The organism is Streptosporangium sp. NPDC004379, assembly GCF_042873875.1.
Lineage (GTDB): Bacteria > Actinomycetota > Actinomycetes > Streptosporangiales > Streptosporangiaceae > Streptosporangium.
The window spans coordinates 13,726-27,377 of sequence record NZ_JBIAMC010000020.1; the positions used below are offsets into that span (position 1 = coordinate 13,726).

The window sequence follows — 13,652 nt, forward strand, 5'->3', positions numbered from 1 at the left end:
CCCGTTCCCGACGGGCCTCCGCCCGCACCCGTGGCGCAGCGGCTGCGTGTCCGCTACGCCAAGCGTGGCCGCCTGCGTTTCACGAGTCACCGTGACGTCTCCCGGGCCGTGGAGCGCGCCGTCCGGCGCGCCGGCGTCCCGGTCGCGTTCAGCGCAGGCTTCTCGCCGCACCCCAGGATCTCCTACGTGGGCGCGGTCGCGGCCACCGGGGTGGCGAGCGAGGCCGAATACCTTGAGATCAGCGTGACGCGGGAGTGCGACCCCGAGTGGTTGCGCACCGCGCTCGACGACTCCCTGCCGCCGGGCGTCGACGTGCTCGACGTCGTCGTGGCGGGCGCCGAGAGCCTGGCCGACCGGCTGGAGTGCTCGGCGTGGGAGATACGCCTTCCGCAGGCCGACCCCGTCCTTGCGAGGGAGGCGGTCGAGCGGTTCGTCGCCGCCGAGCGGATCGAGGTGGAGCGCATGACCAAGAAGGGTCTGCGCCGCTTCGACGCTCGGGAGGCGGTGCTGGGCCTCGAGGTGACCGAGGGAACAGAGAGAACCGAGACAACAGCAGGTCAGGGGTCCGGTCGGCCATGTGTCATACTTCGCATGGTTGTACGGCACGCAACTCCTGCCGTTCGACCCGACGACGTTCTCACCGGACTGCGTCTTCTGGCAGGCTTCGCGCCGCCGGTGCCCCCCGAGGTGACCAGGCTGGCGCAGGGACCGCTGGACGCGAGTACCGGTGGGCCCGCCGACCCGTTCGGCCTGGACCGCGACATGACGCGCGGCGGCGAAACGGAACCGGTGGGCCGGCACGTCGGCGGCGATCTATAGGACTTGGCGCCGGGCCGCGCGGCCCGGCGTACAGCGAGAGACGAGAGCTCCCGCGCGGCGCGGAGACGCGCCCGGGAGCTGACGGGAGAGCGCCCGCATGCTCGACAACGAGCCCGGCGCCGGGGCGAACGGCCCCGGCGAGGACAGAACAGAACAGATCCAGCCGGCCCGCCGCAGGCGGTCCGCCAGCAGGCCGGCCGGCCCTCCGCCGGAGGAGCCGGAGTCCCCGCCCGCGGTGCTGAACGCGCCCGCGCCGGTGACGGCCCCGCCTGCCGCCGAGCGGGAGGAGCCCGCGGCGTCCGCGGCGGGCCTGCCGCCCGAGCCGGTGGTGACGCCGACGGCCGGACCCGCCGGGACCGAGGACGTACGGCCCGCCGCCCAGGAGCCCGGAGCCGAGCCCGAGGCCGTGCCGGAGCCGGTGAAGCCCAAGCGCGCGACCCGGCGCAAGGCGGCCACCACCGCCGAGGCTGAGGTCGAGGCGGCCGAGGCGGCCGAGGCGGTGCCCGCGAAGCCCCGGCGCAGCCGTGCGAAGAAGGCGACCGCCGAACCGGTGGCCGAGCCGGATGCCGGTGCGCCCGCCGAGACGGCCTCCGTGCCGCAGGCCCAGGCGTCCACGCCGTCGGCCCAGGAGTCCGCGGAGGCGGCGTCCGCGCCGGAGACACCGGAGGCCCCGCAGGCGCCGGAGACACACGAGGCCCGGCAGGCGGAGGAGAGGCCCGCGCCGGCCAAGCGCACCCGTACCCGCAGGAAGGCGGCTCGGCAGGAGGCCCCGGAGGCCGAGCCGGTCGCCGAGGCGGGCGAGTCCCCGGCCGCGGCGCCGGCGGAGGCCGCCGGCACCGCGTGGATCACGGGCGGCGCCGAGGCCCCGGGAGCCCCGGAGGCCGCGTTGCCCGGGGAGGACGCCGCGGACCTCCTTCCGGAGCCGCCCGTCGATGAGGCACTGGACGACGAGCCCGCCGGTGAGGACATCGTCGAGGAGCGTCCCGGCCTGTTCTCCGACCCCTTCGGGATGGCCGAGCGTGAGCGCCCGGAGGTCCCGGCGCTGAACTTCCAGCCGCCGGCGGCGATCTTCCAGCCGCTCTTCCAGGCCCCTGATCCGCACCGGGCCGAGGCGCCCGCCGCGCGTCCCGCGCCGGCGCAGCCGGAGGCCCAGCCCGAGCCCGCCGAGCAGGCCGAGGAGGAGACGTCCCCGGAGGGCGTCGACGACGAGGCCGAGGGTGACGACGAGGCCGGTGGCCGTCGCCGTCGCCGCCGCAGGGGCGGGCGCGGCCGGGGCCGCACCCGTGACCTGGAGGAGGGCGAGGAGGAGGAGCCGGAGCAGGCCGAGGAGGAGTCCCCGGCCCAGCCCCAGGCCGCCGAGCAGGCCGAGGAGGAGACGGGCGGCTCGCGCCGCCGCCGTCGCCGCCGCCGCAGGGGCACCGAGGAGGCGGACGAGGGGCCGGACGATCCGCCGAACACCGTGGTGCGGATCCGCGCGCCCCGTGCCGGCCGCAGCCTGCTGGACGAGGTGCAGAGCGTGCGCGGCTCGACCCGCCTGGAGGCCAAGAAGCAGCGCCGCCGCGAGGGGCGCGAGCTCGGCCGCAGGCGTCCGCCGGTCATCACCGAGTCGGAGTTCCTGGCCCGCCGCGAGTCCGTCGAGCGCATGATGGTGGTCCGCCGCACCGGCGGCCGGACCCAGATCGCGGTGCTGGAGGACGGCGTCCTCGTCGAGCACTACGTCAACCGCGAGGCCGGGCAGTCCTACGTCGGCAACGTCTACCTCGGCAAGGTGCAGAACGTCCTGCCGAGCATGGAGGCGGCGTTCGTCGACATCGGCAAGGGCCGCAACGCGGTCCTGTACGCCGGTGAGGTCAATTTCGACACCGTGGGGCTGGAGGGCCAGCCCAAGCGGATCGAGGTGGCGCTGAAGTCCGGCCAGTCGGTGCTGGTGCAGGTCACCAAGGACCCCATGGGTCACAAGGGGGCGCGGCTCACCTCGCAGGTCAGCCTGCCGGGCCGCTACCTGGTCTACGTGCCCGACGGCTCGATGACCGGGATCAGCCGCAAGCTCCCCGACAAGGAGCGCACCCGCCTCAAGAGCATCCTGAAGAAGGTGATGCCGGAGAACGCCGGCGTCATCGTCCGCACGGCCGCCGAGGGCGCCTCCGAGGAGGAGCTCAGCCGCGACGTGGCCAGGCTGTCGGCCCAGTGGGAGAACATCCAGCGCAAGGCCAAGTCGGCCAGCGCGCCGGAGCTGCTGTCCTCCGAGCCCGACCTGACCGTCAGGGTGGTCCGCGACGTCTTCAACGAGGACTTCGCCTCGCTGGTCGTGGCGGGCGACGAGGTGTGGGAGACGGTCGACGAGTACGTCCGCTATGTCGCCCCGCACCTGGCCGACCGGCTCAAGAAGTGGGACGGCGACGGCGACGTCTTCGCCGCCTACCGCATCGACGAGCAGATCGCCAAGGCGATGGAGCGCAAGGTCTGGCTGCCCAGCGGCGGTTCGCTGGTGATCGACCGGACCGAGGCCATGACGGTGGTCGACGTCAACACCGGCAAGTTCACCGGTCAGGGCGGCAACCTCGAGGAGACGGTGACCCGCAACAACCTGGAGGCGGCCGAGGAGATCGTCCGCCAGCTCAGGCTGCGGGACATCGGCGGCATCATCGTCATCGACTTCATCGACATGGTGCTGGAGAGCAACCGTGACCTGGTGCTGCGGCGGCTGCTGGAGTGCCTGGCCCGTGACCGCACCAAGCACCAGGTCGCCGAGGTGACCTCGCTGGGGCTGGTCCAGATGACCCGTAAGCGGGTCGGGCAGGGCCTGCTGGAGGCGTTCTCCACCGTCTGCGAGTGCTGCAACGGCCGGGGCCTGCACGTCTCGGCCGAACCGGTCGAGGGCAAGCCGGAGCCGCGCGGCACCCAGGGCAAGATGGCCATCGAGAAGGCCGTCGCGGAGAAGCTCACCAAGGACGGCGGTCAGGCGGTCGCGGCCAACGACCAGTCCGGCCGTGATACGGTGACCGATGCGCTTGATGACGCTCCTGACGGAGATGCTCAGGCCATGCAGACTTCCGGCCGGGGGCGGCGACGCTCCCGGAAGGCCAGGTCGGCCGACTGACCGGGCCGCCTCGCGAATCCCGTCGTCCGGCGGCGCCGTACAGGCGCCCTGGGCGGCGGGGAGCCCGCGGGGCACGGTCGGTGGCCGACAGCTCCGGCGTTCCGCCCGGTTCGACCAGGACACCGGTAATCCGGTAAGCTGGTGAACCGGTGCGCTCGTGGCGCGCCCTGTTCGCGCGTCTACCCGGTTCGTCGGTCGACATCAGTGACCATAGCCGGATGCGGGGCGCAGCATCCAGCGAGCAAGTAGTCAGAAGAAGGGTTCCGCGGTGTACGCGATCGTTCGTTGCGGCGGCAGGCAGCAGAAGGTCTCCGTCGGTGACGTCCTTGAGGTGGACAAGGTCGCCGGCGAGGTCGGTTCCAAGGTTTCGCTGCCGACGGTGCTCGTCGTCAACGATGGCGACGTGACCACCGAGGCGGGCAAGTTCACCGTCGCCGCCGAGATTCTCGGTGAGACCAAGGGTCCGAAGATCAGGATCCTCAAGTACAAGAACAAGTCCGGCTACAAGAAGCGCCAGGGTCACCGCCAGCGTTACACGCAGGTGAAGATCACCGGCATCGACCAGGCCTGAGTTTCGGGAGTTTTGCGAGATGGCACACAAGAAGGGCGCGTCGTCCACTCGGAACGGCCGTGACTCCAACGCGCAGCGGCTTGGCGTGAAGCGCTTCGGCGGCCAGCTGGTCAACGCCGGCGAGATCATCGTCCGCCAGCGCGGCACCCACTTCCACCCGGGCGACAACGTCGGCCGCGGTAGTGACGACACCCTGTTCGCGCTGGCCGCGGGTCACGTGCAGTTCGGTGTCAAGCGCGGTCGCCGCGCGGTGAGCATCGTCCCGGTCGCGGAGTAGGTTCGCGCCGCCAGACGTCAACGGCAGGGGTGGGTCGCATAGGCGATCCACCCCTGTTCGCTTTATGAGCGGTTTTTCCTGAGATAGGGGTAAGAAGGCAGACATGCCGGACTTTGTGGACCAGGTGGTCCTGCACATCAAGGCCGGTGACGGGGGACATGGCTGCGCCTCTGTCCATCGGGAGAAGTTCAAGCCGCTCGGCGGTCCCGACGGCGGCAACGGCGGCCGCGGCGGCGACGTGATCCTGGAGGTCGACCCCAGCACCGCCACGCTGCTGGAGTACCACCACCGTCCGCACCGCAAGGCCGCCAACGGCAAGCAGGGCTCGGGCGGCAACCGCGACGGAGCCAACGGCGGGGACGTCATCCTGCCGGTGCCCGACGGCACCGTGGTCAAGGACGCCTCCACCGGGGAGGTCCTGGTCGACCTGGTCGGCGCCGGCACCCGCTACGTGATCGCCGAGGGCGGTCACGGCGGGCTGGGCAACGCCGCCCTGGCCTCCACCAAGCGCAAGGCCCCCGGCTTCGCGCTGCTCGGCGAGCCCGGCGACGCCCTCGACGTGATGCTGGAGCTGAAGAGCGTCGCCGACGTGGCGCTGGTCGGTTTCCCCAGCGCGGGCAAGTCCTCCCTGATCGCCGCGCTGTCGGCGGCCCGCCCGAAGATCGCCGACTACCCGTTCACCACGCTGGTGCCCAACCTCGGCGTCGTCAGCGCCGGCGACACGGTCTTCACCGTCGCCGACGTGCCCGGTCTCATCCCCGGCGCGTCGCAGGGCAAGGGCCTGGGACACGAGTTTCTGCGGCACGTCGAGCGGTGCAACACGCTCGTGCACGTGATCGACTGCGCCACCATGGAGCCGGGCCGCGACCCGGTCAGCGACTACGAGGCGATCGAGGCCGAGCTCGCGGCGTACGGCAAGCTGGAGGACCGGCCGCGCCTGGCCGTGCTCAACAAGGCCGACGTTCCCGACGCCCGGGAACTGGCCGACATCGTCCGGCCGATGCTGGAGGAGCGGGGGCTGCGGGTCTTCCAGATCTCGGCGGCCACGCACGAGGGCCTGCCGGAGCTGACCTACGCCGTGGCCGAGATGGTCGCCGCCGCCCGGGCCGCCGCGCCCGTGCCCGAGCCGACCCGCCTGGTCATCCGGCCCCGCCAGCTCGGCGACACCGGCTTCGCGGTGCGCCGGGTGGACGACAACACCTTCCAGGTCACCGGGGCCAAGCCGGAGCGGTGGATCCGCCAGACCGACTTCACCAACGACGAGGCCGTCGGCTACCTCGCCGACCGGCTGGAGCGGCTCGGTGTGGAGGAGGAGCTCACCAAGGCGGGCGCCAAGGCCGGCGCCGAGGTGATCATCGGGTCCATGGAGAACGGCTACATCTTCGACTGGCAGCCGACGCTCAACGCCGAGGCCGTGCACCAGGGGCCGCGGGGCACGGACAACCGGCTCGGATAACCTGCTTTCCACGGCCCCCGGCGTCCCCCGGCGTACGGGCCGTCGTGACGGGCCGCGGGGACCCCTTTTTCGAGGAAGGTACGTGTCGTGGACGATGGGCGCGATCGGATCCGTACGGCCGCACGCCTGGTCGTGAAAGTGGGCTCGTCCTCGCTCACCACCCCGCAGGGGACGATCGACGTCGACCGGGTGGACGCCCTGGTCGACGTGCTCGCCGCCCGCCGCGCGGCCGGCACCCAGCTCGTGCTGGTGTCCTCCGGGGCGATCGCGGCGGGTCTGGGGCCGCTGGGCCTGCCCGCGCGGCCGCGCGACCTCGCCACCCAGCAGGCGGCGGCCTCCGTCGGGCAGGGGGTGCTGGTCGCCCGCTACACCTCCTCCTTCGCCCGCTACAGCCTGCGCGTCGGCCAGGTGCTGCTGACCGCCGACGACATGATGCGCCGCTCCCACCACGCCAACGCCCAGCGCACGCTGGGCCGCCTGCTGGAGCTGGGCATCGTCCCGGTGGTCAACGAGAACGACACCGTGGCCACCGACGAGATCCGTTTCGGCGACAACGACCGGCTCGCCGCGCTGGTCGCCCACCTGACCCGCGCCGACGCGCTGGTGCTGCTGTCGGACGTGGACGCCCTCTACGACGGCGACCCGCGCCGTCCGGGCGCCCGCAGGCTCACCGAGGTGCGCGGGCCCGCCGATCTCGTGGGCGTCGAGCTGGGCAGGGGCGGCGCGGTCGGCACCGGCGGCATGGTTACCAAGGTGCAGGCGGCCCGGATCGCCACCGGCGCGGGCGTGCCCGTCGTGCTGACCGCCGCCGCGCACGCCGCGCAGGCCCTGGCCGGCGCCGACATCGGCACCTACTTCCACCCCGAGGGCCGCCACCCCGGTACCCGCCTGCTGTGGCTGGCGCACGCCACCACCGGCAGAGGCCGCCTCCACCTGGACTCCGGCGCGGTCGAGGCGGTGGTGGGCCGCCGAAAGTCGCTGCTGCCCGCCGGGGTCACCGCCGTCGAGGGCGAGTTCGCCGCGGGCGACCCGGTGGACCTGTGCGGGCCGCGCGGCCGGGTCGTCGCCCGCGGTCTGGTGAACTTCGACGCCGGGGAGATCCCCGGCCTGCTGGGCCGCTCCACCAGGGAGCTGGGCGCCGACCTCGGTCCGGAATATGAGCGTGAGCTGATTCATCGCGACGACATCGTCATACTGGAGACCCAGCACTAGTTTCCGGTTCGCATGGAGCGCGAGATGTCCGAGGAATTCCTGAAGGTGGCCCGGGCGGCCAAAGAGGCCGCCGCCGAGCTGGCCCCGCTGCCGCGGTCGCCCAAGGACGCCGCGCTCCGGGCGGTGGCCGACGCCCTGGTGGCCAGGGCCGCCGAGATCGTCGAGGCCAACGCGCTCGACGTGGAGCGGGCGCGGGAGGGCGGCACCTCCGAGTACATGATCGACCGGCTCCGGCTCGACGAGGCCCGTGTCCGGGCCGTCGCCGAGGCGGTCCGCCAGGTCGCCGACCTGCCCGACCCGGTGGGCGAGGTGATCCGGGGGAGCACGCTGCCCAACGGGCTGGAGCTGCGCCAGGTCCGGGTGCCCCTCGGGGTGGTCGGCATCATCTACGAGGGCCGCCCCAACGTGACGGTGGACGCCGCGGCGCTCTGCCTGAAGAGCGGCAACGCCGTACTGCTGCGCGGGTCGTCCAGCGCGTACTCCTCCAACACCGCGCTGGTGAAGGTCATGCAGGAGGCGCTGGCCGGCACCGAGGTGCCGGCCGGGGCGGTGCAGTTGGTGCCCGGTCAGACCCGCGACTCGGTCAAGGAGCTCATGCGGGCCCGGGGCCTGGTCGACGTGCTGATCCCGCGCGGCGGGGCCTCGCTGATCAACTCGGTGGTCGAGGAGTCGACGGTCCCGGTGATCGAGACCGGTGTCGGCAACTGCCACGTCTACGTCGACGCCGACGCCGACCTCGACCTCGCCGTCGAGATCCTCCTCAACGCCAAGGTCCAGCGGCCCTCGGTGTGCAACGCCGCCGAGACGCTCCTGGTGCACGCGGCCGTCGCCGACGCGTTCGTGCCGCGCGCGCTGGCCGCGCTGGCCGCCGAGGGGGTGACGGTGCACGGTGACGAGCGGATCGCCGCCTACGGCGACGTGGTCCCGGCCGGTGAGGCCGACTTCCGCGAGGAGTACCTCTCCCTCGACATCGCCGCGGCCGTGGTCGACTCGCTGGAGGACGCGGTCGCGCACATCAGGGAGTACGGCTCGGGCCACACCGACGCGATCGTGACCCGCTCGGTCACCGCCTCGCGCAGGTTCGTCGCGACGGTCGACTCCGCGGCGGTGGCGGTCAACGCCTCCACCCGGTTCACCGACGGCGGCGAGTTCGGGTTCGGCGCGGAGATCGGCATCTCCACCCAGAAGCTGCACGCGCGCGGCCCGATGGGCCTGCCCGAGCTGACCTCCACCAAGTGGATCTACACCGGGGAGGGCCACCTGCGCACCGCGACCGGCACGGTCCTCGCCCGGCCGGAGTCCCGCGCCGGATAGCCGGGCGGCCGGGCGACAGGACAGCCGGGCGGCCGGGCGACAGGACAGCCGGGCGGCCGGGCGACAGGACAGCCGGGCGGCCGGGCGGTCCCGCACACCTCCGGTGTCCGTGACCCTTCGTTGCCTTCCGTGATGGCGTGTCGCTCCGTGTGATCGCGGCCGGGTGCCGTTTGACTTGGTCACATGGACGCAGTGATCACGATTCCGGCCGCCGGCCGTCCTCCGTGGGAAGCCGCGGCTCCGGGAAGGCCGTCCGGTGGCCCGCGCGGCGGGCGGGTCCGGCCATGAGGCGCTCCCTCTACGACGTGGCGGCGCTGATCGCCCGGATCGTGGTGGGCGTGGTCTTCGTCGCGCACGGATGGCAGAAGCTCACGGGCGGCGGGGCCGGCGCCACCGCGGCGCAGTTCGCCGGGATGGGCGTGCCCCTGCCGGAGGCGTCGGCGTGGTACGCCATCGTCGTCGAGCTGATCGGCGGGATCCTGCTCATCCTGGGCCTGCTGACCCCGCTCGCCGGGCTCCTGCTCGCGATCGACATGCTCGGCGCCGTCCTGTTCGTGCACCGGCGCGCTCTGTTCGTCGGCGAGGGCGGTTTCGAGCTGGCCGGGGCACTCGGCTCGGCCGCGCTGCTGCTGGCCGCCGGTGGCGCGGGCCGGATCAGCCTGGATCACCTGTTCTTCGGCCGCCGGAGGGAGCGGCGGCGGCGGGACGAGGCGGGCCTGCCGTACGTTCCGCCGCTCACGGCCGGGCCCCGGCAGACCGCTCCGGCGGACCGGTCGCCGGATCAGCCGGCCGCCCCGGCGGGCCGGCCGGGGGAGCAGCCGTCCGTCCCGGCGGATCGCTCGCCGGAGGGGTCTCCTGCCCGGCCGGAGTCGTCGCCGGGGCAGCCGCCCACGTCGGCGGGCGGGTCCGGCCCTCCTCGGGGAGACGCCACGGGCCACTGATGTTTCCCCCAAGTACGGCGCGCCGCCGTAAATTCGTCGTCCCCGCCCGCTATGGTGTTGTCTCCTTTGGGCTGGAGGCAGGGAAGCGAGCGCGAGCGAGCGACCCGACAGGCACAGGCGGTCTCGGACCCATGTGGCCGACACGGGAGGGCACGTGGGGCGACTCGGGCGGATCGGCCCCTACACGTTGATGGAGCGCCTCGGCCGGGGTGGAATGGGCGAGGTCTACCTCGCCGCCAACCGCCGCGGCGAGATCGTGGCGCTCAAGATGCTCCATGACGTCGTCGACGCCGACTCCGAGGCCCGCGCGCGGCTCGAACGCGAGGTCCGCGCCCTGCGCCGGATCGAAAGCCCCTACGTCGCCCGGGTCCTCGACGCCGACCTCGCCTGCGAGCGGCCCTACCTGGTCATGCAGTACATCGAGGGCGACACCCTCCTGGAGCGGGTGCGGCGTGACGGTCCGCTCCGGGGAGCCGGGCTCGTCACCCTGGCGCAGGGGCTGGCGACCGCGCTGTCGGCCATCCACGCGGCCGGGGTCGTGCACCGTGACCTCAAGCCCTCGAACGTGCTGCTCGGTCCCGGCGGCGAGCCCGTCCTGATCGACTTCGGCATCGCCCAGGTCCTCGACGCCACCCGGCTCACCCTCACCGGCACCTTCCTGGGCACCCCCGGCTACGCCGCTCCGGAGCTGTTCGCCGACGAGCCGGTGCGGGAACCCGTCGACGTGCACGCCTGGGCCGCCACGGTCGCGTTCGCCGCCACCGGGCGCCCCACCTTCGGCCGCGGCACGGTCGAGGCGCAGATGTACGCGATCCTGAACGGCCAGGCGGACCTCGCGGGGGTGCCCGCCGCGCTGCTGCCCCTGGTCCGGGCGGCCCTGCACCGCGAGGCCGGCAAACGCCCCACCGCGGCCGTCCTCGCCACCCGCCTCGGCCGCCTGGCCCGCGCCACCGCCATCGCCTCGGCCGGGGCCGCGCCCGCGAAGAGCGCGGGGCGTGAGGGGGAGCGGAGCGCGCGCGCCGGGGAGCGCGTCGTGTCAGGGAAACCGGAGGCCCGGGCCGCCACCGCCACCGCGGAGGAGCCCCCGAAGGCCGCGAGGGCGGCGGCGAAGACGGTGGATCCCCCGAAGACCGCCAGGGCGGCGGCGAAGACGGCGGAGGCGGCCCGCGGGCCCCGGCCGGGTCCCGCGCCGGACCGGACGGTCCGGGGGAGCCGCCCCGGAGACGACGAGCGGACCCCGGTCCCCGGTGAGCCGCAGCCGCCGCGGGGCGGGCACCCCGCCGTGGCGGACGGGTCCGTGCCCGCCCGCCGGGCGGTGAGGAGACGGACCGCCCCTGCCGCGGAGGGCGCCCCGGTCAGGACGGGCCCGCTGCCCGCGGGGAGCGCGGCGCTGCTCCTGCTGGCCGTGCTGGCCGTACCGTGCGTGGTGGCCACGGTGATCTGGCCGCTGGCGACCTTCGCCGTCACCGCGGTCTTCGCCGGGCTGGCCCGCGCGATCTGGATGGGGCACTGGCTGGTACGGCGGTGCGGCTCGGCCGGGACGCGCGGCGTGCTGCGCGCGGTGACCTTTCCACCGACCTTCGCGGTGTCGCTGGTGACCGTGCTGGCCTGGCCCGGGTTGCCGGCCGCGGGGCTCGCCGGGTTCACGCTGTGGGCGATCCTGGGCGGGGAGCTGCCGCCCGAATGGTGGCTGCGGCCCGGGCCCGTCGCCGTCGCCGGCGTCGTGTTCGGCGTCGTCTGCGGCTGGGGCGCCGGTCGTGAGATCGAGAGGGTCAGCTCGCGGATCCCCGAGCTTCGTGACCTGCGCAGGCAGGGGCTGCGCGCGCTGACCGTGCTGGGCGGGTTCGTCGCGCTCTGCGCGACGGCCGTGCGGGCTGTCGCCCTCGCGTTCGGCCTCTGACCGGCGGCCGGCGGGTACGGCGCGTGCTCCTAGACGATCTCAAGGTTGGCCATCATGCCCATGTCCTCGTGTTCGGCGTTGTGGCAGTGGAAGAGGTAGCGGCCGCGATAGCCGTCGAAACGGGTGATGATCTCGGCTGACTCACCCGGCCGCAGGGAGACCGTGTCCTTGAGGCCCGCGTCGTGCGGCAGCGGCGGACGGCCGCCGCGCGAGAGCACCCGGAAACCGGCCAGGTGCAGGTGGACGGGGTGGTGGACGTCGGCGACCAGCCGCCACACCTCGACATCGCCGAGACGGGTGACGACGTCGGAGCGGGCGGGGTCGAACGGCAGCCCGCCGATCAGCCAACCGTGGCCGCCGTCCATACGGCCGGCGCGGAAGGAGAGGTCGCGCACCCTGACGGCGTCCGACCGGCGCCAGGCCGGCAGGTCGGTGGAGAGGGTGCGGGGGACGCGGCTGTCGTCGGCGGCGCGGCGCGCGACGCGGAAGGCCATCACGTCACGGGTACGGCCCGAGCCGAGCCGGTTGAGGAGCCTGACGCGGCCGCCGATCGGGACGCCGGAGAAGTCGATGACCAGGTCGTGGCGTTCTGCCGGCGCGATGGGCAGGAGCCGGTGGGTGACCGGTGCGGCGAGCAGCCCCTGGTCGGCGCCGATCTGGACGAGGTCGAGGCGGCGTCCGTCATCGGTGACCGCTTCGAGCTCGTAGTGCCGGGCGTTGGAGGCGTTCAGGACACGCAGCCGGTGGCGGGCCGCGTCGACTTCGTGCACGGGCCAGGGGACGCCGTTGACCAGGATCACGTCACCGAGGACGCCGGCGAGATAGGGCTCGCGTACGCCCGGCCGTTCCCGCAGGGCGGGGTCGAGGGCGGGATAGGCGAGGGTGCCGTCGGCGGCGAACGCGCGGTCGGTGATCACGAGGGGCAGTTCGCGCGGCCCCGCGGGCAGGCCGAGGGCGTCTTCGACGTCGTCGCGGACGATGTGCAGCCCGGCCAGGCCGCGCCAGATCGCGGGGGCGGTGAAGTCCATCCGGTGGTCGTGGTACCACAGCAATGCCGCCCGCTGGTCCAGCGGGAAGGTGTAGTCCCGCGTCAGCTCGGTCACCACGGCCCGCGGATCGTGCATGTCCCGTGTGCCGTGCCCGGAGCCGTGCCCCGTGTGTGTGGAGCGCTCCTGCCGGACTCGGGGCAGGACGAGGTCGGTCGGGTACCCGTCGGAGGCCGCCGGGGTCCGTCCGCCGTGCAGGTGCACGACGGTCGGCACGGGCAGTTCGTTGCGGTGCGTCACGGTGACCGGCCGGCCGCGGCGCGACTCGATCGTCGGTCCGGGGAAGGTGCCCTCGTACGTCCACAGCGGTGTCCTGATCCCGGGCAGGATCTCCGCGCTCGCCTCGCGCTGGGTGATCTCGTAACGGCCGGCGCCGACCGGCTTCAGCACGGGTGGGATCGGCAGCGGCACCCGGAACGGCGGCGGCAACGGTACGGCGCTGCGCAGCTCGGCGCCGGTGACCGACGGCCGGCGGGCCAGTGCGGCCGCGGCCGTCAGCCCGGCGGCCGCCGTCAGCCCGAGCGCCCCGCCGATGCCCAGCATCCGCCGCCTGGTCAGACCGCGGCTCTCGTCGTGGTCCTCACGCATCACGGGCCTCCCGCCGTGGGAAGGGCCGGCGCCAGACAGCGATGAACTGCACGGTGAGCGCGGCGACGGTCATCACGCCCAGCGGGACGTGCAGCCAGAGGGCACCGTTCACGCCGGCGAAGTACTGCACCGTCTCGGCCGTCACCACCGCCGCCGTGGACAGGAACGGCCATGCCTGGCGCAGCCGTACCCACACCACGATCGTCACGATCACCTGCAGGTACCCGATGGAGGTGACCACGTCGGCGCCGATCGCGTGCCGGTGCAGGCCGTCGAAGTCACCGGTCAGATACGCCCCGGCGAACACCGGCTGGCCGGCGATCGCCACCATGTGCGCGCTGACGACGGCTCGCAACGTCCACTCTGCGGGTTTCGGCCGATGCGCGGCCCCGGGGAGCATGTCGCATTTCTCCTCGTTCTGACCTTGG

11 protein-coding genes are annotated in these 13,652 nt (G+C 73.7%); 9 read left to right on the forward strand and 2 right to left on the reverse strand.

Annotated elements, in window-relative coordinates:
* The first annotated feature begins 30 nt into the window (after window positions 1-30).
* The 9 genes from ACFYSC_RS31670 (at window position 31) to ACFYSC_RS31710 (ending at window position 11,590) form a co-directional block, all read left to right on the forward strand.
* Window positions 31-819 carry a TIGR03936 family radical SAM-associated protein gene (locus ACFYSC_RS31670; RefSeq protein ID WP_389969111.1) on the forward strand — a complete coding sequence of 263 codons (789 nt, stop codon included), beginning with the start codon at window positions 31-33 and terminating at the stop codon, window positions 817-819.
* A 97-nt stretch (window positions 820-916) separates the two neighbouring features.
* Window positions 917-3,919 carry an Rne/Rng family ribonuclease gene (locus ACFYSC_RS31675; protein ID WP_389968942.1) on the forward strand — a complete coding sequence of 1,001 codons (3,003 nt, stop codon included), beginning with the start codon at window positions 917-919 and terminating at the stop codon, window positions 3,917-3,919.
* Window positions 3,920-4,187: 268 nt separating this feature from the next.
* The gene (rplU, locus tag ACFYSC_RS31680) at window positions 4,188-4,490 is read left to right on the forward strand and encodes a 50S ribosomal protein L21 (RefSeq protein ID WP_362937478.1); all 303 of its coding nucleotides are present in this window, start codon (window positions 4,188-4,190) and stop codon (window positions 4,488-4,490) included.
* A gap of 19 nt (window positions 4,491-4,509) precedes the next feature.
* Window positions 4,510-4,767: a 50S ribosomal protein L27 gene (rpmA, locus tag ACFYSC_RS31685; RefSeq protein WP_355641020.1), complete on the forward strand. Its 258-nt coding sequence runs from the start codon at window positions 4,510-4,512 to the stop codon at window positions 4,765-4,767.
* A gap of 103 nt (window positions 4,768-4,870) precedes the next feature.
* On the forward strand, window positions 4,871-6,223 hold the full coding sequence (gene obgE, locus ACFYSC_RS31690) for a GTPase ObgE (RefSeq protein ID WP_362937482.1): 1,353 nt from the start codon (window positions 4,871-4,873) through the stop codon (window positions 6,221-6,223).
* A gap of 87 nt (window positions 6,224-6,310) precedes the next feature.
* Window positions 6,311-7,435, forward strand: a complete 1,125-nt coding sequence (gene proB, locus ACFYSC_RS31695) for a glutamate 5-kinase (protein WP_389968945.1) — start codon at window positions 6,311-6,313, stop codon at window positions 7,433-7,435.
* Window positions 7,436-7,459: 24 nt separating this feature from the next.
* Window positions 7,460-8,749, forward strand: coding sequence for a glutamate-5-semialdehyde dehydrogenase (locus ACFYSC_RS31700; protein WP_389968947.1), 1,290 nt, complete (start codon window positions 7,460-7,462; stop codon window positions 8,747-8,749).
* Window positions 8,750-9,033: 284 nt separating this feature from the next.
* The gene (locus tag ACFYSC_RS31705; RefSeq protein ID WP_389968949.1) at window positions 9,034-9,690 is read left to right on the forward strand and encodes a DoxX family membrane protein; all 657 of its coding nucleotides are present in this window, start codon (window positions 9,034-9,036) and stop codon (window positions 9,688-9,690) included.
* Between the two features lie 154 nt (window positions 9,691-9,844).
* Window positions 9,845-11,590 (forward strand): serine/threonine-protein kinase, encoded by a 1,746-nt coding sequence (locus tag ACFYSC_RS31710; protein ID WP_389968950.1) that lies wholly within the window; start codon window positions 9,845-9,847, stop codon window positions 11,588-11,590.
* A gap of 29 nt (window positions 11,591-11,619) precedes the next feature.
* Here the strand turns inward: ACFYSC_RS31710 and ACFYSC_RS31715 are convergent, their stop codons facing one another.
* Both ACFYSC_RS31715 and ACFYSC_RS31720 read right to left on the reverse strand, forming a co-directional pair.
* Window positions 11,620-13,224 carry a multicopper oxidase family protein gene (locus ACFYSC_RS31715; RefSeq protein ID WP_389968952.1) on the reverse strand — a complete coding sequence of 535 codons (1,605 nt, stop codon included), beginning with the start codon at window positions 13,222-13,224 and terminating at the stop codon, window positions 11,620-11,622.
* Window positions 13,217-13,624, reverse strand: a complete 408-nt coding sequence (locus ACFYSC_RS31720; RefSeq protein WP_389968954.1) for a hypothetical protein — start codon at window positions 13,622-13,624, stop codon at window positions 13,217-13,219. The genes ACFYSC_RS31715 and ACFYSC_RS31720 overlap by 8 nt, the downstream gene beginning before the upstream one ends.
* Window positions 13,625-13,652 lie beyond the last annotated feature (28 nt).